Annotated in this window: 24 protein-coding genes; 4 read left to right on the top strand and 20 right to left on the bottom strand. The window is 63.5% G+C overall.

What is annotated here, in order from left to right:
- Positions 1-74: 74 nt before the first annotated feature.
- Complete coding sequence (locus JOD78_RS12915; RefSeq protein ID WP_006465163.1) at positions 75-290, top strand: glycine zipper 2TM domain-containing protein; 216 nt, start codon at positions 75-77, stop codon at positions 288-290.
- A 106-nt stretch (positions 291-396) separates the two neighbouring features.
- Here JOD78_RS12915 and JOD78_RS12910 read toward each other — a convergent pair whose 3' ends face one another.
- The 8 genes from JOD78_RS12910 to JOD78_RS12875 form a co-directional block, all read right to left on the bottom strand.
- Positions 397-1122 (bottom strand): SDR family oxidoreductase, encoded by a 726-nt coding sequence (locus tag JOD78_RS12910; RefSeq protein WP_134137198.1) that lies wholly within the window; start codon positions 1120-1122, stop codon positions 397-399.
- A 14-nt stretch (positions 1123-1136) separates the two neighbouring features.
- Positions 1137-2792, bottom strand: a complete 1656-nt coding sequence (locus JOD78_RS12905) for an FGGY-family carbohydrate kinase (protein ID WP_121044310.1) — start codon at positions 2790-2792, stop codon at positions 1137-1139.
- A gap of 46 nt (positions 2793-2838) precedes the next feature.
- Positions 2839-3570 (bottom strand): SDR family oxidoreductase, encoded by a 732-nt coding sequence (locus tag JOD78_RS12900; RefSeq protein WP_121044313.1) that lies wholly within the window; start codon positions 3568-3570, stop codon positions 2839-2841.
- A gap of 52 nt (positions 3571-3622) precedes the next feature.
- The gene (locus tag JOD78_RS12895) at positions 3623-4609 is read right to left on the bottom strand and encodes a ribose ABC transporter permease (protein WP_121044316.1); all 987 of its coding nucleotides are present in this window, start codon (positions 4607-4609) and stop codon (positions 3623-3625) included.
- Entirely contained in the window at positions 4599-6101 is a 1503-nt protein-coding gene (locus JOD78_RS12890) for a sugar ABC transporter ATP-binding protein (protein WP_209567804.1), read from the bottom strand. The genes JOD78_RS12895 and JOD78_RS12890 overlap by 11 nt, the downstream gene beginning before the upstream one ends.
- Before the next feature lie 58 nt (positions 6102-6159).
- The gene (locus JOD78_RS12885) at positions 6160-7080 is read right to left on the bottom strand and encodes an ABC transporter substrate-binding protein (RefSeq protein ID WP_134221530.1); all 921 of its coding nucleotides are present in this window, start codon (positions 7078-7080) and stop codon (positions 6160-6162) included.
- Between the two features lie 166 nt (positions 7081-7246).
- On the bottom strand, positions 7247-8131 hold the full coding sequence (locus tag JOD78_RS12880; RefSeq protein WP_034340275.1) for an AraC family transcriptional regulator: 885 nt from the start codon (positions 8129-8131) through the stop codon (positions 7247-7249).
- A gap of 228 nt (positions 8132-8359) precedes the next feature.
- A complete protein-coding gene (locus tag JOD78_RS12875) occupies positions 8360-9061 on the bottom strand; it encodes an SDR family oxidoreductase (protein WP_034340273.1) in 702 nt (233 codons plus the stop codon).
- 216 nt (positions 9062-9277) lie between these two features.
- Here JOD78_RS12875 and JOD78_RS12870 point away from each other — a divergent pair, with 216 nt between their 5' ends.
- Entirely contained in the window at positions 9278-9994 is a 717-nt protein-coding gene (locus tag JOD78_RS12870; protein ID WP_121044325.1) for an MgtC/SapB family protein, read from the top strand.
- Between the two features lie 57 nt (positions 9995-10051).
- Positions 10052-10633 carry a hypothetical protein gene (locus JOD78_RS12865; RefSeq protein ID WP_209567807.1) on the top strand — a complete coding sequence of 194 codons (582 nt, stop codon included), beginning with the start codon at positions 10052-10054 and terminating at the stop codon, positions 10631-10633.
- A gap of 164 nt (positions 10634-10797) precedes the next feature.
- Here the strand turns inward: JOD78_RS12865 and JOD78_RS12860 are convergent, their stop codons facing one another.
- Genes JOD78_RS12860 through JOD78_RS12835 form a run of 6 tightly spaced genes read right to left on the bottom strand, consistent with a single transcriptional unit; the run spans position 10798 to position 16022 of the window.
- Positions 10798-11220 (bottom strand): nuclear transport factor 2 family protein, encoded by a 423-nt coding sequence (locus JOD78_RS12860; protein ID WP_039789077.1) that lies wholly within the window; start codon positions 11218-11220, stop codon positions 10798-10800.
- Positions 11221-11222: 2 nt separating this feature from the next.
- On the bottom strand, positions 11223-12083 hold the full coding sequence (locus JOD78_RS12855; protein ID WP_034340269.1) for an SDR family NAD(P)-dependent oxidoreductase: 861 nt from the start codon (positions 12081-12083) through the stop codon (positions 11223-11225).
- Entirely contained in the window at positions 12080-12649 is a 570-nt protein-coding gene (locus JOD78_RS12850) for a DUF3833 domain-containing protein (RefSeq protein WP_121044334.1), read from the bottom strand. The genes JOD78_RS12855 and JOD78_RS12850 overlap by 4 nt, the downstream gene beginning before the upstream one ends.
- 3 nt (positions 12650-12652) lie before the next feature.
- Positions 12653-13864, bottom strand: a complete 1212-nt coding sequence (locus JOD78_RS12845; RefSeq protein WP_209567809.1) for a cyclopropane-fatty-acyl-phospholipid synthase family protein — start codon at positions 13862-13864, stop codon at positions 12653-12655.
- Positions 13861-14715: a DUF1365 domain-containing protein gene (locus tag JOD78_RS12840; protein WP_209567811.1), complete on the bottom strand. Its 855-nt coding sequence runs from the start codon at positions 14713-14715 to the stop codon at positions 13861-13863. The genes JOD78_RS12845 and JOD78_RS12840 overlap by 4 nt, the downstream gene beginning before the upstream one ends.
- On the bottom strand, positions 14712-16022 hold the full coding sequence (locus tag JOD78_RS12835; protein ID WP_204724965.1) for an FAD-dependent oxidoreductase: 1311 nt from the start codon (positions 16020-16022) through the stop codon (positions 14712-14714). The genes JOD78_RS12840 and JOD78_RS12835 overlap by 4 nt, the downstream gene beginning before the upstream one ends.
- Before the next feature lie 224 nt (positions 16023-16246).
- On the opposite strand from JOD78_RS12835, the gene JOD78_RS12830 reads away from it, so the two are divergent.
- On the top strand, positions 16247-16855 hold the full coding sequence (locus tag JOD78_RS12830; protein ID WP_121044346.1) for a TetR/AcrR family transcriptional regulator: 609 nt from the start codon (positions 16247-16249) through the stop codon (positions 16853-16855).
- Between the two features lie 54 nt (positions 16856-16909).
- On the opposite strand, the gene JOD78_RS12825 is transcribed toward JOD78_RS12830, so the two are convergent.
- The 6 genes from JOD78_RS12825 to JOD78_RS12800 all read right to left on the bottom strand — a co-directional run bounded on the left by JOD78_RS12825 (position 16910) and on the right by JOD78_RS12800 (position 22917).
- The gene (locus JOD78_RS12825; protein ID WP_134221523.1) at positions 16910-17776 is read right to left on the bottom strand and encodes an amidohydrolase family protein; all 867 of its coding nucleotides are present in this window, start codon (positions 17774-17776) and stop codon (positions 16910-16912) included.
- A 142-nt stretch (positions 17777-17918) separates the two neighbouring features.
- Positions 17919-18857, bottom strand: coding sequence for an ABC transporter substrate-binding protein (locus JOD78_RS12820; protein ID WP_121044353.1), 939 nt, complete (start codon positions 18855-18857; stop codon positions 17919-17921).
- An 82-nt stretch (positions 18858-18939) separates the two neighbouring features.
- On the bottom strand, positions 18940-19980 hold the full coding sequence (locus JOD78_RS12815; RefSeq protein ID WP_121044357.1) for an ABC transporter permease: 1041 nt from the start codon (positions 19978-19980) through the stop codon (positions 18940-18942).
- Between the two features lie 43 nt (positions 19981-20023).
- Positions 20024-21586, bottom strand: a complete 1563-nt coding sequence (locus JOD78_RS12810) for a sugar ABC transporter ATP-binding protein (RefSeq protein WP_209567812.1) — start codon at positions 21584-21586, stop codon at positions 20024-20026.
- A 193-nt stretch (positions 21587-21779) separates the two neighbouring features.
- Positions 21780-22133 carry an L-rhamnose mutarotase gene (locus JOD78_RS12805; protein ID WP_209567814.1) on the bottom strand — a complete coding sequence of 118 codons (354 nt, stop codon included), beginning with the start codon at positions 22131-22133 and terminating at the stop codon, positions 21780-21782.
- Positions 22134-22140: 7 nt separating this feature from the next.
- Entirely contained in the window at positions 22141-22917 is a 777-nt protein-coding gene (locus JOD78_RS12800) for an SDR family oxidoreductase (RefSeq protein WP_134137211.1), read from the bottom strand.
- Positions 22918-22926: the final 9 nt, after the last annotated feature.

The raw sequence follows: 22926 nt of genomic DNA, 5'->3' as shown, positions 1-22926 counted from the left end.
GGCAGCATGCGCGAGCCGGACCCTCATTCAAAAAACTTCGGGAACAAGTCTTTATTTACGATCAGGAAAAAATCATGAAAACACTTCACAAGATCGCTGCCATTTCCGTCACTGCCATCGCGCTGACCGCCATGACCGGCTGCAGCAACATGAGCACCCGCGACAAGAACACGGCCATCGGCGCCACCGTGGGTGCCGTCGGCGGTGCCATCCTCACCGGTGGCAGCGGCATCGGTACGGCTGGTGGTGCCGCCGTGGGCGGTGTGATCGGTCACCAGATCGGCCGCTGATCCCGTCAAGTTTCGTCAAGTTTGCGCGGCGACGGCCGCAGCAGCTTCGCCAGGGCGGCCTTCGGGTCGCCCTTGTCGCGTCTGAAGCACGTAATGGCAGGCACCGCTAGACCGCCAGGAAGCCGCCATCCACCGGCACCACTGCCCCGGTCAGCATGGCTGCATCCGCCGACAGCAGCATGGCGATGCTGCGCGCCACGTCCTCGGCGGAGGCGAAGCGCTGCAAGGGATGGCGCACCATCATCGGGGCCGACTTGGCCGGATCGCTCCAGGCTGCCTCGGCCAGTTCGGTCAGGGTGATGGTGGGAGCGACCGCATTGACGCGGATGCCATGCGCGCCCAGTTCCTTGGCCAGCACCCGCGTCGCCCCTTCCAGACCGGCCTTGGAGGCGGCATAGCACAGATGCTCGGCAAAGCCGCGATGGCCCGCAATGGAAGTGATGTTGACGATGGCCCCGCCGCCACCGGCCGCGATACGCGCACGGGCGAAGGACTGGCAGGTGATGAGGGCCGCGCGCAGGTTCACCCCCAGCACGGCTTCATAGCCTGCATCGGTCATCTCGGTACTGGATTGCAAAACGTTGATGCCGGCGCTGTTGATGAGGAAGTCCGCAGTACCGGCCTGCTCCATGGCGCGCCGGGCAGCGGCCGGATCGGCCAGGTCGACCTGCACCGAGCGTGAGCCGATTTCTTCGCGCAGGCTGGCCAGGTCGCTGGCGGTGCGCGACAAGGCGATCACCTCGGCACCGCGCTGCGCCATCAAGCGTGCGCAGGCGCGGCCTATGCCTTTGCCGGCCCCGGTGATGATGACCGATGTTCCTGAAAATTCCATCTGCTTGTCTCCATTCAGTGAGACGCTGTGGCCGGCGCGGACTGCGCCGCCAGCAGCGGGGCCAGGCTGTCGCGTACCTCGCGCGCCAGTTGCTGGCTCTTGAGAAAGGCCTGGTAACGCGCCTCATGCAGGCGGCCGATGGCCTCCCCTGTCGGCGCATTGCGCCCGGCCACGCTGGACATGGATGCCATGGCGGTCTGCAGATCGGCATGCGTGCCCGCTGCGACCGCCGCCAGCATGGCCGATCCCAGCAGCACCGGCTCAGGACAGGCGGTGATTTCCACCGGCAGGCCGGTGGCATCGGCCAGCAGCTGGCGCGTCAGCGGATGCGTACCCGCGCCGCCCGAGACCGAAATGCTGGCGATGCGCACACCGCATGCCGCCTGCGCTTCGATGATCTGGCGCAGGCCATACCCCAGGCTGCACAAGCCGGCGACGTAGAGCGCCACCAGGCTGTCGATGTCGTGTTCCATGCCCAGCCCCAGCAGCACGGCACGGGCCTGCGGATCGGCCAGCGGCGAACGGTTGCCGAGGAATTCCGGCACCACGTTGATCTGTCCCGCCAGCCAGACTGCCTGCGCCGGCTGCGCCACCGAGGCCAGCGCGCGTGCGGCCAACCACTGCGGCAATTCCATTCCCTCGGCAGCGGCCAGCTGGCGCGCTTGCGGCGTAGCCGGATGCAGCGTCAGCAGATGATCGATGGCCGCACCCGCGGCCGACTGTCCGCCTTCGTTGAGCCACATGCCGGGGGCCATGGCGTTGTAATACGGGCCCCACACACCGGGCACGAAGACTGCCTCGGCATTGCTGGTCATGGTGCAGGACGATGTACCGAACACATAGGCCATGCAAGCCGCTGCATCCTCCGCACCACCGCGCGCGGCGACCGTGCCGACGCCACCCGCATGCGCATCGATCAGTCCGGCCGCCACCGCGATGCCGGGCCGCAACTGCAATTGCTGCGCAGCCTCGGGCGACAAGCCGCCATTCAAAGCGGTACCGGGCCACACCACTTCCTGGCCGATGCGTGCAAAGCCTTCCTCGGCCAGATCGCCCAGGCCGATGCGGCGGAAGTAATCCGCATCCCAGCGCCCTTCATGGGCAAGATAGGTCCACTTGCAGGTCACGGTGCAGGACGAGCGCTGCAGCGAACCCGTCGCCTTCCAGGTCAGGAAGTCGGTGAGATCGAAGAACTGCGCAGCACCGTCATAGACCTCCGGCAGATGCTCCTTCAACCACAGCAGCTTGGGCGTTTCCATCTCCGGCGAAATCACGCCGCCCACATAGGACAGCACCGCATGTGCGCCCGCATTGATGCGCTGCGCCTGCTCCAGCGCACGGTGATCCATCCACACGATCACATCGCGCTCGGGATGGCCGGCATCGCCCACGCCGGCCGGCGCGCCTTGCACCACCAGCGAACAGGTGGCATCCACACCGATGCCGGTGACGCTTTCCGGATCGATGCCGGCCCTGGCGACGGCGCCGCGCACCGCATGGCATACCGCATCCCAGATCTGGGCACTGGATTGTTCGACGCGCGCGCGGCGCTCGTCGCGGAAGAGATCGATGTCATGTTTCGCACTGCCACACAGCTTGCCGCTGCGATCAAATACGCCGGCCCGGGCCGAGCCGGTGCCGACATCGATGCCGATCAGATAGGTCTCCATCTTTCCTCGCTGGTTTGGAAAAGGGCCACCTGCCGCGTTGTCTTGCTCACACGCGATCGAAATTGGTGGGGAGCACGAGCATATCGCGGATGGTCACATTGCGGTTGCGGGTCAGCATGTACTCGATCGCATCGGCCACCTCCGAGGGCTCGATCAGGCTGCCCGATTCCTTGGCCTTGCGCAGGTTCTCTTCCGGCCAGTCGGCCAGCAGCGCCGAGATCACCGGGCCGGGTGAGACCTGTCCGACGCGCACGCCATGCGGGATCATCTGGCGCCGCATGGTCTGCACGAAGCAGGTGACGGCCCATTTGGAACCGGCATAGACCGGCTCCCAGTAAGTCGGGAAATGCCCGGCCACCGAGCAGGTGACGATGATGTCGCCGGTCTTGCGCGCGATCATGTGCGGTGCCACGGCATGCACGTTCTTCATCACCGCATTGACGTTGAGGTTGAGCATCTTGTCGATGGCCTCGGGCGTGGTATCGACCAGCTCGCCGCCGATGTAGGTGCCAGCATTGCAGTAGAGGATGTCGATGTGATCGACCTTGGCCAGGATCTCCGGCACCATCGCCGCGCAGCTGTCGGCGTCCAGCAGGTTGGTGACCTGCGGGATGGCCTGCGGACCGAGGCGGGCCGCCAGTTCGTCCAGGGCCTTGGCATTCCAGTCCACCATCACCACGGTCACGCCATTGGCCAGCAGCTTTTCGGTGGTGGCCAGGCCGATGCCGGAGGCGGCACCGGTGATGACGGCGATCTTGCCTGCGAGAGATTGGGGCATGTTCTGTCTCCTTGTGAATGAAATCAAGTATGAAAAAAAGGAATGAAAATGCTCAGCGCCATTCCCGGGCGATATAGATGGCCAGCAGGATGATCACGCCGCGAATGATGTCCTGCAGGTAGGGATTGATGCCCATCAGGTTCAGGCCATTGTTGAGGATGCCCAGCAGCACCGCGCCGATGAGCGTGCCCACCACCAGCCCGCGTCCACCGGCAATGGCAGTGCCGCCCAGCACCACGGCGGCAATCGCATCCAGCTCGAAGCCCACGCCGGCATTGGGCTGGCCCGACATCAGGCGGCCCGTCAAAATGATCGCGGCCAGGCCCGAGGTGAAACCGGAAATCGCATACACCGCCAGCTTGATGCGCGTGGTCTTCACGCCCGACAGACGCGCCGCCATCTCGTTGCCGCCGATGGCATAGACATGGCGGCCGAAGGGCGTACGCTGCAGCAGCACCCAGGCCAGTGCATAGACCACCAGCATCAGGATCACCGGCACCGGGATCATGCCGATGCGGCCCACGCCGAACCACGAGATCCAGCCCGGCAAACCCGAGATCGGATAGCCGCCCGAGTAGATCAGCCCGACCCCGCGCGCCACGCCCATGGTGGCCAGCGTGACGATGATGGCCGGCATGCGGCCCCAGGCCACCAGTGCGCCGTTGAGCAGGCCGATGCCTACGGCCAGTGCGATGCCGGCCAGCAGCGCGACCGGTGCGGGCAGGCCGCTGTTGACGATCAGCCCGGCCGACAAGGTACCGGCCAATGCCATGGCCGCACCGACCGACAGATCGATGCCGCCGGTGAGGATGACGAAGGTCATGCCCACGGCGAGGATGCCGACGATGGACACCTGGCGCAGCACGTTGAGCCAGTTGGAGACGGTGAAGAAATTGTCCGAGGCCAGCCCCATCAGGAGCGAGACCACGACCAGCCCGGCCAGCGGCAGTGCCAGCGGTGAATGGATCAGGGCGCGCCAGCGCGCCTGCGATGAGGCGCGCACGGGGGCGCTGCCCAGGGTATTGGCTTCATGCTGCATGGTGGAGTCTCCCGGTGGTGGCATGGGTCATGATTTCTTCGGCGGTCACGGCATCGCCTTCGACGGTGGCCACGATGCCGCCGCCCTTGAAGACGCAGACCCGGTCGGACATGCCGACCACCTCCGGCAACTCGGAAGAAATCATGATGATGGAATAGCCCTGCGCGGTGAATTCGCGCATGAGCTGATAAATCTCGGCCTTGGCACCTACATCAATGCCGCGTGTGGGTTCATCGAAAATCAGCACCTGCATGTTGTGATTGATCCAGCGTGCGATCACCACCTTCTGCTGGTTGCCGCCGGACAGCGTATCGACCCGCGCATGCGCATCCGGCGCCTTCACGCGCACGCGCTGCATGGCGATGCGGGTCGCTTCGGCTTCGCGGCGGCGATCCAGGAACAGGCCACCCGCGCGATACTTGCCGTAATTGTTCAGCGAGATGTTGTGCAGGATGGGGAAGCTGGTGATGAGTCCCTGCTCCTTGCGGCTTTCCGGCAGCAGGCCGATGCCTGCTTGCAGAGCTTGTGCCGGATCGGCAAAGCGCAGCGGCACACCGTGCATGGAGAGCTTGCATTGCACCGCCGGATGCGCGCCCAGCATGGCCAGCACGGTCTCGGTGCGGCCCGAGCCGACCAGGCCGGCAAAGCCCAGGATCTCGCCGCGCCGCAACTGGAAACGTGACACCGGGCCATTGCGCTTGAGCTGCAAGGCCTGCACTTCCAGCACCACGTCGCTTGCAGGGACGGCCGTCGCCTTGGGCGGGAAGCAGTTCTCGATGCGCCGCCCCACCATCATCTCCACCAGACGCGCCTGGTCCACTTCACTCACGGCACAGCTGCCGATGTACGCACCATCGCGCAGCACGGTAATGCGGTCGCAGATCTCGAAGATTTCTTCCAGATGGTGCGAGATGAAGATGATCGCCACGCCCTGCGCGCGCAGGCCGCGCATCACCTTGAACAGGTGCTCCACCTCGCCGGGCGTGAGGGTTGCGGTCGGTTCGTCCAGCACCAGGATGCGGGCATCGAGCGCCAGCGCCTTGGCAATTTCGACGAACTGCTGCTGCGCCACCGAGAGCTTGCATACCGGTACGTCCAGCGGAATTTCCACGCCCAGCTGTGCGATGATCTGCGCCGCGCGGCGCTTCATGGCGGCACGCTGCAGCAGGCCGAACGGACTGCGCAACTCGCGTGCCAGGAACATGTTGTCCACCGCATCCAGATAAGGGATCAGCGAGAATTCCTGGAACACCACGCCGACACCGGCGGCGATGGCCTCGTGATAGCTGGCAAAACGGCAGGCCTGTCCATCGATGCGGATCTCGCCCGCATCGGGTGTGACGATGCCGCACAGGATCTTCATCAGCGTGGACTTGCCCGCGCCGTTCTCGCCCAGCAGGGCGTGCACTTCACCGGCGCGCACCTGCAGGTCGACGCCGCGCAGCACCGTCACCGGGCCGAAGTTCTTCTTGATACCAGTCAGTTGGAGCATGGCTGCCTCCATCAAGGGAAAGGAAGGCGCGACGGACGAAGGCCGCCGCGCCAGCGGCTTACCAGCTGAAGCCGGCCGCGTTCTTCTTGGTCACCGGCATGACGTCGATGGGCACTTCCTTGGGCACCACGCGTGCGCCCCACTTTTTGGCCAGCGCCATGGCCAGTCCCACGCGCACCTGGTCACGCGGGAATTGCGCGGTGGTCTCGATGAAGGGGCCGCCATCGGCAATGGCCTTGACGGCTTCCGGCGCACCGTCCACCGAGGTCAGCTTGATGTCCTTGCCGCTGCCCTGGATGGCGGCCAGCGCGCCCATCGCACCGCCGTCATTGACCGAGAAGATGCCCTTCAGGTTGGGACGCGACTGGATCATGTTTTCCACCACGCCCAGCGCCACCGAGCGGTCCTGGCGGCCGTTCTGGGTGGCCACCAGCTTGATGTCCTTGTATTCACCGAGGGCCTGCTTGCAGCCTTCCACGCGCTGCAGGATCGGCACCACGGGAATGCCGTCGAGGATCGCCACTTCGCCCTTGCCACCGATGGCATCGGCCAGTGCGCGGCAGGACTGGTAGCCGGCATCCTTGTTCTTGGAACCGACGAACATGTCCACCGGACCGGCGGCATTGGCATCGACCGCCACCACGATCACGTTGCGCGCCTTGGCGGCTTTGACTGCGGCTTCCACGCCGGCGGAGTCGGTCGGGTTGATGAGCAGGATGTCGATGTTCTGCTGCAGCATGTCTTCGATGTCGGCGATCTGCTTGGCCACGTTATGGGCAGCATCGGTGACGATGACCTTGGCGCCGAAGGACTTGGCCGCATCATCGAGGGCCTTTTTCATCGAGACGAAATATGGGTTGTTCATTTCCTGGAAGCTCATGCCGATCTTGAGCTTGGACAGTTCCTGGGCGCTCGCCGGTGCGGTGAATGCCACCAGCGTGGCGGTGGACAAGGCCAGTGCGGTCAGTGCTTTCTTCATTGCAGTCTCCATTGTTGTTGGTGTGTGCTTGATGACGGGATTACCCGGCATGCTCGTTGCGAAGTGACAGGCAACACCTGTCCTGTTCCGGAAAGCGGGGGCTTTCCTGAATGCGGTTTTCCCTGACAAGGAAATGATTTAAATGATTTACAGCGTGCGTCCGACGCTACCCGGTCGCGGCAAAGAGGCCGTTGCTGGCAAAGGTATTGCGAAACTCCGAAGGCGACATGCCCTTGATCTTCTGGAAGTGGCGGTTGAAATTGGAGAGATTGGAAAACCCGGTCTCGTAGCAGATGTCGGTGATGCGTGCTTCCGGATTGTTGAGCAGCGCGAGACAGGCCAGATCCACGCGCAACTGGTTCTTGTAGCGCACCAGCGTGGTCCCGGTGTGACGCTTGAAGGCGCGCGAGAAGGTGCTCAGGTTCTGCCCCACCATGTCGGCCAGGTCCTGTTCGCCGATATCATCGGTGAGATGTTCGCGCAGATAGGCGATGGCGCGGTTGAGTCCGCTGCTGTTCACGCCCGACAGGTCCAGCTTGTAGGAGAGACTGGCCAGCACTTCCGGCTCGGGCGAATTGGCCAGCACGTCGAGGATTTCCCAGAACAGGGCGAGGCGCTTCAAGCCGCGCTGGTCGATCAGGCGCTGCATCAGCGGACGCACCGTGTCGCTGGTGGCGGCATCGAACAGCAGGCCGCGATGGCTGCGTTCGAGCAGCGGCATGATGGCTTCCATCTCGGGGATGCTGGCGGCGCATTGATCCACCAGTTGCTCGGGAAACTGGATCACCAGCGAGCGCACGGGGACCACCTCATCGCGGCCGATGTCGGAAATCCAGTTCTGCGGAAGATTGGGGCCGGTCATCACCAGCTGGCCCGGCGCGAAGTCGCCGATGTGGTCACCGACGTAGAAACGTCCCGAAGTCGCCACCACGAGGTGGATCTCGTACTCCGGATGGTAGTGCCAGCGCACGGTACGGAAGGGGTAGCCGTGCATCCATGCCGCAAAGGATTCGCCCTTGCGGATATGGACCAGTTCCAGGTCGGGCTGCATCGTGTCTCCTCTCAATCGAGAGCATTTTCCTTATTGAAACTGACAAATCGCTGTTGTCAGTTTTCATCATGTGCTGCATCTTAGTGCCCCTCTGGCTGCGGCTTCTACATCACCAGCGAGGAAGGACTGATACTTTTTTGCGCAAGAAGGGGTGGAGAATGAAACACGATGCCGCGCAGCAAAACGGCCCTGCAAAGCAGGGCCGTCGTGTCGGTGGGGATGGCTGTATTACACCGAACGCATCAATCCGCCATCGACCTTGATGTTCTGGCCGGTGATGTAGCCCGCACCGGAGGAAGCCAGGAAGGCGATGGTCGCGGCCACTTCCTCGCTGGTGCCATAGCGCTGCATGGGCACGCCGGCGCGGCGTTCCTCACGTTGTGGCAGGCTGTCGATCCAGCCCGGCAGGACGTTGTTGATGCGGATGTTTTCCGGCGCGTACTTGTCGGCGAAGAGCTTGGTGAACGCGGCCAGCCCGGCACGAAATACGGCCGAGGTCGGGAACATGTCGGAGGGTTCGAAGGCCCAGGCCGACGAGATGTTGATGATGGCCCCGCCACCCTGTGCCTGCATCAGCGGCGTCACCAGGCGCGTGGGACGGATGACGTTGAGCAGGTAGGTCTCCATGCCGCGATGCCAGTCTTCGTCGGTAATGTCGAGGATGGGAGCGCGCGGACCATGGCCGGCGCTGTTGACCAGCACATCCACGCGGCCCCAGCGGGCCACGGCCTGGTCGACCAGTTTTTGCAGGTCGTCCACAGACTGGTTCGAGCCGGTCACGCCGATGCCGCCCAGCTCGGCGGCCAGCGCCTCGCCACGGCCGGAGGAAGACAGGATGCCGACCTGGAAGCCATCGGCCGCCAGGCGGCGCGCGGCGGCGGCACCCATGCCGCTGCCGGCGGCGGTGATCAGGGCTACTTTGCTGCTCATGGAAACTCCTTGTGGATAAGTGATCTTGCCGCGCGGAAAATTCGACCTCTCGCACGGGATTGGCGATTGTAGTTCGTGTCGATGCCGCGTGCAGGGGACGAGAAGCGCAATGGATGATCCGGAATTTGTCATGTCCCTGTTGCATTTCTGGGGCATCATCGCGCACCATTGCGCAGCCCGGCCCTCGTGCGGCCTCATGAACGTACCGGAAGTCCCATGCAAATCATCGCCAACATCAATCTCGAATCCCTGCTCGATACCTCGATCAGCCTCACCGCCGCCTTCATCCTGGGTGGCCTGATCGGGCTGGAACGCCAGTACCGGCAACGCACTGCCGGCCTGCGCACCAATGTGCTGGTGGCCCTGGGCGCGGCGGTCTTCGTCGACATGGCCAATCGCATGGGCGGTCACGAAGGGGCGGTGCATGTGGTGGCTTATGTGGTTTCGGGCGTGGGCTTCCTTGGCGCGGGCGCGATCATGCGCGAGGAAGGCAATGTGCGCGGCATCAATACTGCGGCCACCTTGTGGGGCTCGGCCGCAGTGGGAGCAGCGGCGGGGGCCGACCTGATCCTGGAAGCGATCCTGGCCACCATCTTCGTGCTGGCCGCCAATACCCTGCTGCGCCCGGTGGTCAACACCATCAACCGCAAGCCGCTGGATGTGCCTTCGGTGGAAGTGACCAACACCATCCACCTGATCGTGGAAAGCGCGCACCAGAAGCGCGTGCTCATGGCCGTCACCGACATGCTGGAACAGAGCCGCCATCCTACGCATGGACTGGATGTGCGGCCCTTTACGGAGGATGAAGTGGAAATCGAAGCCACCCTGGCGGCGACCTCCGTGGATGGCGATGAACTCGATGCGCTGGTGGAACGTCTGCTGGCCTTGCCTGCCGTGAAGCAGGCGTTCTGGACGCCGAGCACGACGGATTGACGGCAAGTGCGCGGCGGTCAACTTATAATTCCCTCCTGCAAGAACAAGGAGTTCGCCATGCCTCAAACCACTTTCCTGCTACGCCCGCTGCGCAACATCGCCGCGATCCTGACCCTGATTCCTGCACTGGCGCTGGCCGCCGGCGCTGAGGCATTGACGTTCGACAACGTCAACTACGTGCATCGCTGGTCAAAGAATGGCCAGAACGAATTTACGCCACCTGCGGAAACGGACTTGAACCACTGGACCGACATGGTCACCATCAATGTCGTCGAGCAGGCCACCGACGGCGACAAACTGGCGCAGCTTGCCAACCTCGTGCTCAAGCGCTACCAGGCGGCGGGCAAGGTGGTCCGCATCAATTCGCTGCCCCGCTCCGACACCCGGCCCGCCGAACACTACATCGCAGCAGTGCTGGGCAATCCGGGTTTTCTGGAGGCAGTCTTCGCGCGCTTCGTGCTGGTGGAGGGGACGGGTTTCATCCTCATTCATTCACATCGGATCTATGGGCAGCAGGCTGGCAACGACATGGCGCAATGGTTGCAAGCCAATGGGCCGCAGCAGGAAGCGGCCTTGATGGCGTGGAATGCGATGCCCTCATTGCAAGCCTTGCGGCAGTTGCCGCAGAGCGCGCAGTAGGTGCATCCGGCATGGCCCTTAGAGTCGGACCTGCAGTCAGTCGCTTGATTCCGTTCCTGACTGGCACCCGGTACGCGAATCGACAGGCGGCATTGTGGAATTAATTTCCACACACGGGGCATTGAGAAGTTGCCAGCTCCGGGCAGAACAGACCAGACGCGCCATCAATAAGTGGTCGCCCTGAACTTCCCCCGCAACCACTTCACCGGCCCGCCAATGACCGGCAATTTCTGCCACAGCTCTTCAGCCGCATCCCAGTAATCGCGATGCTCGGTCACCAGGCCCGCCGCATCGAAGCGGAAATGCGTCGCCCCCAGCACCGTGTAGAAGCGGCCCTTCAGCCGAAACTCGAAACGCCAGGTGGCAAAGGCCTGCTCACCCTGCCCCATGCGTTCCAGAATCACGAAGCGCGGATCCTCCGTGGTCTCGAACATGTGCGCAAAGATGGCGCGGATGGATCGCAGGCCCTTGATGTCATTGAAAGGATCCTTGAACAGAGCCTCCGGCGAATAAAATTCCCCAATCCGTTCCAGGCTGCTGCGATCCAGCGCGCCATACCAGTCCAGCAAGCGGTCAAGATGCTGCATGGTCAGCTCAGCATGAAGCGCTGGAACAGCATGAAGCGCAGCCGGAACGGCAGCAGGCGCAGTATCTTCAGCCAGGCCGTGAAGCGCCGTGGGAAGTGGATCTCGAAGCGGCCTTCGGAGATTCCGCGCCAGATGGCGGTGGCTGCCTGCTGCGGCGTCTGGATGGCCGGCATGGGGAAATCATTCTTGTCGGTCAGGTCGGTCTTCACGAAGCCCGGATTGACCAGATACACGTTCAACCCCTTGGGCCGCAAATCGCTATAAAGAATTTCCGCAAGATTGATCAGCGCCGCCTTGCCGGGACCATATACGGTCGCGCCCGGCAGCCCCACATAGCCGGCCACGCTGGCCACCAGCGCGATGCCGCCGCTGCCACGTGCCAGCATGTCGGGCAGCGCCGCACCCAGCGCCGAATACACACTGGCGACGTTGGTGCGCAAGGTGTGCTCGGCTTCCTCCTCCTGAACCTCCCATGTGCGCTCCGGGCGATACTTGGCCGCGCAGAACACCAGCAGGTCAACACCGCCGAAGGCCTCAACGATGCGCGCATGCTGGTCGCGCCAGGCATCGTGGCAAAGCACATCCAGCGGCGCGATGAAGGCATTCTTGTGGGCTGCCGCGACCTCCTGCAATACGTCCGCACGGCGCGCCGACAAGGCCACGCGGGCACCTGCCTGCAGCGCCTGGCGCGCCAGTTCGGCACCAATGCCGCTGGAGGCACCGACCAGCCAGATGCGCAGGCCGCGCAGGTCACTGACCGGCTGGTTCATCGGGCCGAACAACACGGCGGGGCGCGAGATCGGAGCACGCTCGCCGGCGGCTCCGGCAGCCTCCTTGGGCAGGGGCTTGGACTGGGTATTCATACACCCTCCTTGCGGAAGAACAACGTGACCTGGCCCACTTCCACACCAAACTTGCTCATGCTGGTGCGGTTGATGAGGGTGCGTTCATCCATCTGGTACATCCAGTCATCCATCTGGACTTCGTATTGCTTGTCATTGACCGGCAGCAGCAGCGTGTAATTCCAGTGCAAGGCATTGCCGGCGGTGTGACCGATGGCCTCGCCGATGACGTCACCGGCACGGCCGCGCCAGCTGTTGTCGGGCTGGCGCACCAAGGTCCAGACGCGGGTCTGGGTCTCGCCGTCGTCATAGCGGAAACGCTCGTCCAGCGTCAGCGTGTTGCCGTCCACGGTACCGGTCACGACCACATGGAAACGCCGCGCCACTTCGCCACCGCGCTTCTGGAACATGCCCCAGGCCTCAGTGCGGCCCTTGAAGAACACCGCCGGATCGAACACCGGCGTCTTGGCGGCGTAGTCCGATATCTGCTGCGAGGCGCAGCCACCGAGCACCAGCGCCAGCAGCGCCAGCGCGATCCCCTTCCACAGCCGCGCGGGCAGGCCCGTGCGCATCAGCTTGGCATTCATGACTCACTCCTTTTGCAAGAGGAACTGCACCACATCGGTCTGGCCTTCATCGAAGCCCACTTCGCAGAACACGTAATACAGCTGCCACAGGCGGCGGAAACGCTCATCGAAACCTTGCGCGGCGATGGTCTCGCGCTGGGCCTGGAAGGCGTCGTTCCAGCGGCGCAGGGTCTCGGCGTAATCACGTCCGAAATGGAAGCGGTCACGCGTGGTCAGGCCGGCGCGCAGCGCGCAGCGCGAGAAGCGCTCATGGCTGGGCAGCATGCCGCCAGGGAAGATGAATTCGCGGATGAAGTCGGCGCTGTCGCGATAGCGTTCGAACACCGCTTCATCGATGGTGATCGACTGGATCAGCGCACGGCCACCGGGTTTCAGGCGGGCCGACACGGTATCGAAATACGTCTGCCAGAAACGCTCGCCGACGGCTTCGAACATTTCGATGGACACGATGGCATCGTATTTCCCATCCAGATCGCGGTAGTCGCACAGTTCCAGATGCGCCAGATGATCGAGCTGCTGGTGGCGCATGCGCTCCTGGCCAAAAGCCAGCTGCGACGGCGAGATCGTCACGCCATGCACACGGATGCCCAGGCGCGCCGCATGTTCGGCAAAGCCGCCCCAGCCGCAGCCGATTTCCAGCACGCGATCGCCCGCCTGCAAGCCAAGCTGGTCAACGATGCGCTGATACTTGGCGGCCTGCGCCGAGGCCAGGCTCTGGCAGGGCTCGGTGAAGATGGCCGACGAATAGGTCATGGTCGGGTCCAGCCACAGGCGATAGAAATCATTGCCCAGGTCGTAATGCGCATGGATGTTCCGGCGGCTGCCGCTGCGTGTGTTGGAGCGCAGCAGGTGGCGCAGGCGGTACCACAGCGAGGCCAGGCGTCCGCCTTCGACCGCGCTGGCGAGCATCGCACGGTTGCGCATGGCCAGGCGCAGCAGCGCGGCCAGGTCGGGCGTTTCCACCCAGCCATTGCCGTAGGCTTCGCCGAAACCGATGTCACCGGCGCGCAGGATGGCAGCGCAGGCGCGCCAGTCGAGGATGCGCAGTTGCGCGCTGGGCGGCTGGCGCAGATCGCCGAAGGTCAGCGTGGTGCCGTGCGGTGTGATCAGTTCCAGGTGGCCGTGGCTGAGGCGCTCCAGCATCGCCAGGAACAGGCGGGCCGAAATCGGGCCGGCGCGGCGGCCGGTAGTCTGCAATGCGGGGATACGATTCACGATAGGGTTTCCTTTCCAGAAGAAGTACCTGCGGCTGCGACGCGCTCGGGCTTGCTGAACCAGGGCACGCGCTTGCGCCACAACAGCAAGGCCTGCCAGTGGATACGGACGACCACGCCCAGCGTCAGGAACGGCTGCGCACACAGCGCGCCGAAGGCCGTGGCCGCGGTCAGGGGATGCAGATGGCCGCCGACCGAGGTGCGCATCAGGGGTTGCAAACCCTGCGCCACTTCCGACGGATGGCCGTGGTCGTAATAGTCGATGCCGACGAAGGCGGTATTCCCGCCCGCGTCCTCATGCCGTGCCTGGTCGCGAAAGCGGAAACGATAGAAACCGCTCACCTCGCAGAAGGGCGATACATGCATGAGCTTGTTGCAGACCAGCCGCGTGTGCTCGTCGATGACGCCCTGTCCGGGGGCCGACAGCAGGTAGTGCTGGGTCTCGCCAAAGGTGTTGTTGACCTCGGCCAGCACCGCCCGCAGCTGACCTTCACGGTCATGGCACAGGAAGAAGCTGACCGGATTGAAGACGAAGCCGAACAGCCTCGGAAAGGTCTGCAGCCAGATCGCGCCATCGTGCGGCAGCCCGGCCTGTTGCAGATGACCGCGCACCCAGCTGGCGAGATCGCTGCCATCGCGCGGACCATAGTCGCGCGTGCGCACGCACATCAGGCGGCGGCGATCCACGCCGAACCAGGCATTGCCCGCTTCGTTGAGGCGCGCCAGATCGAGGCGCACGCAGAACACCGGATAGACGAACTTGTGCAGCACCGGACGCAAACGCTGATGCATCACCTGCCCGCTCAACAACAGCGCGGGCGCGTCGGTGCGGGAGGTCAGCGAAGTGCTCATAGCACAGCCCAATCCGGCGTCACGCCGAAGTCCCGGATCACGCGCAGAGCGGATTTCAGGCCATCTTCATGGAAGCCGTAACCGGTCCACGCACCGGCGAACCACGCACGATGCTTGCCCTGGATCTCCGGCAGGCGGCGCTGGGCATCGATGGCGGGCTGGTCGAAGACCGGATGCTCGTAATCGAAACGCCCCATCACCGTCGCCGGGTTGGGTGGCTGGGGCGGATTCAGGGTGAGCACGATGTCGGTCTTGCAGGGCAGATCCTGCAGGCGGTTGAGCCAGTAGCTCACGCACACCGCGCGGCTGCCATCGCTGTGGCGCGAACCAAGGTAATTCCAGGCCGACCAGACCTTGTCCAGTTGCGGCATGAGCGAGACGTCGCTGTGCAGCCAGGCGGTATTGGCCTGATAACGCACGGCCGACAGCACCTGATGTTCTTCGATGGTGGCGTCCTGCAGCAGCGCCAGGGTCTGCGGTGCGTGGGTGGCGAAGACTACCGCGTCGAACTGTTCCTCGCGCGGCTCGGCACCGCCACTGCGCACCAGCACGCCCTGCTCGTTGCGGGTAACGCTGATGAGGCGGCTGCCCAGGCGCACATCGTCAAGGGTGGCGGCGATGCGGCGCACGTATTCGCGCGAACCGCCGCGCACGGTGCGCCAGCGCGGACGGTTGTTGACCTGCAGCAGGCCGTGATTGATGCAGAAGCGCAGGAAGGTCGCCGCCGGGAAATCGAGAATGTCCGAGGGCGAGCTGGACCAGATCGCCGCCGCCATCGGGATCAGATAGGCATCACCGAAGAGGACGCCATAGCCGCCCTCTTCCAGCAACTGCCGCAAGGTCACCGGACGCCCTTCGCAGGCGGCCAGGTTGGCGTGCGCGCTACGATTGAAGCGCAGGATGTCACGCAACATGCCCAGGAAGGACGGCTGCAGCAGCCGCTTGCGCTGGGCGAAGACGGTATCCAGATTGGTGCCGGCCCATTCGAAACTGCCTTCATCCATCGAGACGCCGAAGGACATGTCGGTATCGTAGGTCTCGACCTTCAGCTCCTCGAACAGCGCGATCAGGTTGGGATAGGTCCAGTCATTGAAGACCAGGAACCCGGTATCAACCGGGAAGGGGACGCCCTCCGGCGCGATCTCCACGGTATTGGCATGGCCGCCCAGCGTCGGGGCGGACTCGAACAGCACGACCTGATGCTTGCGCGCCAGCAGGTAGGCGCTCGCCAGGCCGGAAATACCGGCCCCGATGACGGCGATTCGCTGTCCTGTGCCCTGCTCGATGGCTGCTGCGTTTGGATTCATGAAAACTTGCCCGCCTATGTCTTTGTTATTGAAGTTCTGCCGTTGCCAGTCCATGGGAATGTTTCCCTGCCCTGCTGGCCCGTGCTGCTTTGGTGACCGGGGCGGCGCTTGCCGCGGACCTTTTTGGCCGCTTGCGCCGCTTATTTGCTTCTCATCCTTGATTTAGGTGCTAAGATTACTACCAAAGAAAAATAAAATCTACTAATTAGTAACTTAAGCTACCAATGAGTATTTTCGGCAAACTGAGCTTCAAGGACCAAGCCTACAAATTACGGGAGAACGCCATCCTGGATGCCGCCACGTCCGTACTGGGCAGCAAGGGCTATGACCTGATGACCATGGACGACGTGGCCGGTGCAGTGGGCATCTCCAAGCCCAGCCTGTACAAGCATTTCAAGTCCAAGGAAGAGCTGATCGGCGAGACCATGATCCGTCTCGTCGACGGGGCGATCGACCAGCTGGCGCAGCTGGAGCCGATTCCCAGCCCGCGCGGCAAGCTCGAAGCGATGCTGGAATGGGCGCTGCGGGTGCGCCTGGAGGGGGGTCTGCCCTTCCTGCCCTCGACCAGCGCGCATGTGCGCGAGATGCTCATGCGCAACGTGAAATACGTCATGCGCGTGCTCAAGCTGAACGGGCAACTGGAAAAGCTGGTGAAGGAGGCGCAGAAAAACGGCGAGATCGATGCCGCCCTGCCCAGTGATGTGGTGTTGTACAGCTACTACGCCCGCACCTGTGACCCGGCCGTGGATTACCTGCAGAAGTTCAGCAAGATGAGCAGCGACGAGATCGTGAAATACATGCTGCACGTGGCCTTCAACGGCTTCACGAAGTAAAGGGCAGGCACGCCGCGGCCAGCAGCGGTACCCGCCCTCTTCTGCTCTGCTGTATTACAAACCGTAGCAGCGCGCTGCGGTCCCGCCCCATAGCTGCTCTTGTTCCGCTGCCGACAGGCGCGTGGCCGCCCACTCGCGGACCACGCCCGCCACCGTCGCATAGGACGCAGCCAGCAGACACACCGGCCAGTCCGAGCCAAACATCAGGCGCTGCGGCCCGAAGGCTTCCAGCGCCGTATCCAGGCACAGGGCAATATTGTCGTAATCCTTCTGTCGCAATCCGCGCAGCCAATCCGCCTCGGTGACCAGCCCCGACAACTTGCAGGCCACATGCGGCATGGCGGCCAGTGCGCGCAGCTGGCGCTTCCATCCATTGAAGGAAGCTTCACTTCGCCCGAAATCCACGAGGGCTGGCTTGCCCAGGTGATCCAGCACCAGCCAGTGGCGGTCATGGCGTGCACAGAAGGCCTGCACCTCGGCCATCTGCCGGGCATGGATCAGCACGTCATACACCAGGCCCTGCTGCTGCAGCCACTTGATGCCGGCATTGAAGGCGGGGGCCTCGACGAAGGCCGTGACGTCGGCTTCATCCTGGATCTGATGACGGAAGCCGACCAGCTTGTCCCGTCCCCACTGCGCGACGTTGGCGGCCAGGTGCGGCGAAGACAGATCCTCCCAGCCCACCACGCCGGCGATGCGGCGATCGGCACGCGCCAGGTCCAGCAGGAAGCCGGTTTCTTCACGTCCCACGCGGGCCTGCACCGCAATGGAGGCATGCAGCCCTTCGGCATCCAGCACCGGATGCAGCTGCCCTGGCAGACGATCACAGGCCAGCAGCTCCATGCCCTTGCCGATCCAGGGATAGTCGTCGGCGCGATAGCGCCAGAAATGCTGATGGGCGTCGATGCGAAGGGGTTTCATGGCGCGGTCTCGGGAGGGAGGAGGAGAATGAAGCGTCTCCGCATCTCTTAGTTTTTTCTGGATGAAAACTTAGAAACGGGAGAGCAGAAACTTAAGGATTTCCCCGGATCACTCCGGGGAAACCACTGAACATCAGACCGGATCAGTCGTACAGCACTTCCTTGATCTTGGGGTCATCGATGTTGCTCTTGTCGTACCAGTAGAAGCCGGTATCGATGACCTTGGGCAGCTTCTCGCCCTTGATCGCCTTGACCGCCGCTTCCACGGTCTTGTAGCCGATCCCCACCGGGTTCTGGGTGATGGCACCAGCCATCAGGCCGTCGCGGATCGCATCCTTCTGCTGCTTGCCGGAGTCATAGCCGATGATGATGATCTTGCGCTTCATCTCCTTGACACCATTGACCACGCCGATGGCCGAGCCTTCGTTGGTACCGAAGACGCCCTTGATCTTGGGATAGGCCTGCAGGATGGATTTGGTGACCTCGGTCGACTTCAGCTGGTCGCCCGCGCCGTATTGCACGCTGACCACCTTGATCTTGGGATAGTTGGCCTTGATGCGCTCCAGGAAGCCATCGCGGCGATCCACGCCGGTACGGCTGGTCTGGTCGTGTGCCACCACGGCGACTTCGCCTTCCTTGCCGATCAGCTCGGCCATCTTGTCGGCCGCCAGTGCCGCGGCAGCACGGTTGTCGGTGGTGGCGGTGGTGACGGGGATGTCGCTGTCCACGCCCGAGTCAAAGGCGACCACCGGGATCTTGGCGGCCTGCGCCTTCTTCAGCAGCGGAATCGCCGCCTTGCTGTCCAGCGCGGCAAAGCCGATGGCTTGCGGCTTCTTGGCCAGGGCGGCGGAGAGCATGTCGATCTGCTTGTCGACCATGGCTTCGGTTTCCGGACCTTCGAAGGTCACCTTCACCTTCAGGTCCTTGCCGGCCTGGTCGGCACCGGCTTTCACGGCCTGCCAGAACTGGTGCTGGAAGCCCTTGGAAATGAGTGGCACATACACTTCCTGCGCGTGCGCAGCCGAAGTGCCGACAGCGAAGGCCAGACCCAGGGCAGCGGCCAGTAACTTGTTCTTGAACACGGTACGTCTCCTTTTGTTATCGATGATGGAGTGCCGGAAATGGCGCTTCCGGCGGGGCTTGCATTGCTACGAAGAAATCATTTCAGGCACGGCGGCGACGGCGCAGGATGTCAAGATACACGGCCAGGATGATGATCACGCCGGTCACCACGGTCTGCCATTCCTGCGCCACCGACATGATGCGCAGGCCGTTGACCAGCACGCTCATGATGAAGGCACCGATGATGGTCCCGAGGATGGTGCCGGTTCCGCCCGAGAGCGAGGTACCGCCGATCACAACGGCGGCAATCGCATCCAGCTCGTAACCCTGGCCCAGCGCAGGCTGCGCCGAATTCAGGCGGGAGGCGATGATCAGGCCGGCGATGCCGCAGATGGCTCCCGAGAAGGTATAGACCGCGACCTTCCAGAAATCCACCTTCACGCCCGACAGGCGCAGCGCTTCCTCATTGCTGCCCAGGGCAAAGGTATAGCGGCCGAACACGGTCTTGTTGAGGATGACGGAGGCGCCGATGGCGACGATGAACAGGATCAGCACCGCATTGGGAATCGGCAGCGAGGGAATCAGGTCACCGATCAGCGAATCCTGGGCGATGGCCGAGAAGCCCTCGGTATCGTTGAAGTAGATCGGGCGCGTGCCGGAGATCACCAGCGACAGGCCCTTCAACAGCATCATCATGCCCAGCGTGGCGATGAAGGGCGGCACCTTGAGCTTGGCGATCACCATGCCGGAAACCCAGCCCGAGAGCGCCCCGAAGAAGATCGCCGCAGCGATGCCCAACGGCAGCGGCATGCCCCAGTTGGTCAGCACCACCCCGGCCATGACGGCGCAGAAGGTCATCATGGTGCCCACCGACAGATCGATGCCGGAGGTGATGATCACGTAGGTGCAGGCAATGGCCAGCACGCCGTTGACGGCAGTGGACTGCAGGATGCTGACCAGGTTGTCCACCTCCATGAAGTTGGGCGAGGCGAAGCTGAAGAACAGGATCATCAGCAGCAGGCTGGCAAAGGCCAGCAGCTTCTGGCGTGCGGCCGGATTGAACAGGCGGGCGCGCAGGCCCGAGGGGGAAGCGGTATTGGCCATGGTGGATGCGGAAGGGGCGGAGTGGATTTGGTTTGCCATGATCGGTCTGTCTCTCTTGTAATGTCTGGAGGCCCGGTGGCGCTTATTGCGCCACGGCCGATTCGCGCTGCGTGGCCAGTTGCATGATGTTTTCCTGGGTGGCATCGGCACGCGCCAGTTCACCGGTCACGCGGCCCTCGCACATCACCAGGATGCGATGGCTCATGCGCAGCACCTCGGGCAACTCGGAGGAAATCATCACGATGGCCTTGCCCTGCTCGGCCAGCGCATCAAGCAGCTTGTAGATTTCGCTCTTGGCACCGATGTCGATGCCGCGCGTGGGCTCATCGAAGAACAGGATGTCGCAGTCGCGCAGCAGCCACTTGGCAATCACGATCTTCTGCTGGTTGCCGCCGGAGAGCAGGCGCGCCTGCTGTTCCACCGAGGGGGTCTTGATGGCCAGCTGGCGCACGTAGCCTTGCGCCACTTCACGAATCGCGCGCTGGTCCATGAAGCCGGCCTTGGTGAAACGTCCCATGCTGGAGAGCGCGATGTTGGCCTGCACGTCCATGCCCACGGCCAATCCGAAATGCTTGCGGTCTTCCGACAGGTAGCCGATGCCATGCGCCACCGCATCGGCCGGCTGGCGGATCACGGCCTTGCCGCCGTGGATGATGATCTCGCCCGACTCCAGCGGATCGGCACCGAAAATGGCGCGCGCCACTTCCGTGCGGCCCGCCCCCATGAGGCCGGCGAAACCGAGGATCTCGCCCCGGCGCAATTTGAAGCTGACATCGCGGATGGCGCGGCCGCGATTGAGTCCGCGCACTTCCAGCACCACTTCATTGCCGGAGGTATCGGGCGGCAAGCGTTGCTCGCCATCGAGCGCGCGGCCCACCATCATGGAAATGATGGTGTCCATGGAGGTACCCTGCATCGGCACGGTGGCGATGTACTTGCCATCGCGCATGACGCTGACGCGATCGGCGATCTGGCGCAGTTCGTCCATCTTGTGCGAGATGTAGACGATGCCCGCACCCTGCGCCTGCAGGTCGCGGATGATGCGGAACAGTTCGGCGATTTCGGCGTTGTTGAGCGCGGCGGTCGGTTCATCCATGATGAGCACGCGCGAATCGAAGGACAGCGCCTTGGCGATTTCCACCATCTGCTGGCGCGCCACGGTCAGGTCGCCGACCGGCGTGCGCGGATCCATGTCGAGCCGCATGCGGGCGAAGATGGCGGCGGCCTGGCGGTTCAGTTGCTCTTCGTCGATGATGAGGCCGAAACCCTTGCGCGGCTCGCGGCCGATGAAGATGTTCTGCGCGGCCGACAGGTGATTCATCAGGTTCAGTTCCTGATGGATGATGCCGATGCCCAAGGCCTGCGCCTGGCGCGGCTCGGCGATCTCCACCGGTTTGCCGTCGAGCAGGATGTCGCCGCTGTCGCGCTGGTAGACGCCGGAGAGGATCTTCATCAGCGTGGATTTGCCGGCACCGTTCTCGCCCATCAGGGCGTGGACTTCGCCGGCCACCAGTTCGAACTGGCAATTGTCCAGCGCCAGCACGCCGGGAAAGCGCTTGCTGACATTGCGCAGGGCGATCAGCGGTGTAGCGGATGCCGATGCCGATGCCGCTGCGCGGGCTTGTGTCTCGTGTTCTTGTTGCATGCTCACCTCGGATGCGGATGCAGTGCTGGCCGGAACAGGTCCTGGCCATCGTTTGCGCGACTCTGCGGTCGCTGCTGTTCGGGGACTACGGTCTTGCGTGCTGCCTGCTGCTACCTGCTGCTACCTACTGTACCGCCTTGCGAAAAACTTAGAAAGCGATTTGCAAAAAACTAAACTTTGCTGCAATGGAAACTTAATCTTTCCCGTCTTCCTGCGCCGACAGATCGAAGATGCGCGTCATCGGCACCCACTTCTCTCCGGCCGGCGTCCAGGGTGTCGCGGCCTGGAAGCGCCACATCAACGCTTCCCACGCCTGCACCTTGGGATCACGCTCGCTGGCCGCTGCCATGGCGGCGGCGTCGAACACCGCATCATCGGTCTCCATCACCATCACCATGCGCGTACCGAGACGATGGATCTCCATCGCGGTCACGCCCTGTCGGCGCAAATGGGCGGCGATCTCGGGCCAGATGCGCTGATGGTGCTGTTCATACTCGGCGATCAGCGCGGGATCATCCTTCAGATCGAGGGCCAGCACGGTACGCATGGCGGCCTCAGGTCAGGGCGCGGTCGAGATGGGTATAGCCCCCATCGACGAACACCCATTGCCCGGTGGTATGCGAGGAGCGGCCCGAGAGCAGGAACACGGCCATGTCGGCCATTTCCTCGGAGGTCGTGAAACGCTTGCCGAGCGGGATCTTGCTGGTGATGGCGTCCAGCTTCTCCTGCGGATTCTCGAAAGTGGCGATCCACTTCTCGTAGAGCGGGGTCATCACTTCCGCCGGAATCAGTGCATTGACGCGCACGCCGTCATCACGCAAGGCGGCAGCCCATTCGCGGGTCAGCGACAGTTGCGCGCCCTTGGAGGCGCAATAGCCGCTGGTGTTGCCCTGGCCGGTGAGGGCCGTCTTGGAAGAGACGTTCAGGATCGCGCCGCGCGTGGCCTTCAGGTGCGGCACGCAGTAATGTGCCATCACATAGTAGTGGATCAGGTTGCGTTCCAGCGAAGCGACGAATTCATTGCGCCCCGCGTCCAGGCCCACGCTGTCATTGACCCCGGCATTGTTGACCAGGCCATCGAGACGGCCAAAGCGGCGCACGGTCTCGGCCACGGCCTCGCCGCAGCGCGCCTCGTCCTGCAATTCCAGCTGGAACAGCGCGGCGCGCGGCTGCAGGGCGGTCAGGCGGGTCCAGAACTGCGGGTCCGGTTCGCTGCGCGCGAACACCACGGGAATCGCGCCTTCGGCGGCCAGTTGCAGGCTGATCGCGCCGCCGATGCCGGAGGCGCCGCCGGTCACGATGACGACCTTGTCTTGCAGGTTCAAATCCACATCAGTCTC

It is taken from the genome of Herbaspirillum sp. 1130, assembly GCF_017833835.1.
GTDB classification, from domain to species: Bacteria; Pseudomonadota; Gammaproteobacteria; order Burkholderiales; family Burkholderiaceae_D; genus Herbaspirillum; species Herbaspirillum huttiense.
This window is presented reverse-complemented; position numbering and strand designations above follow the sequence as displayed.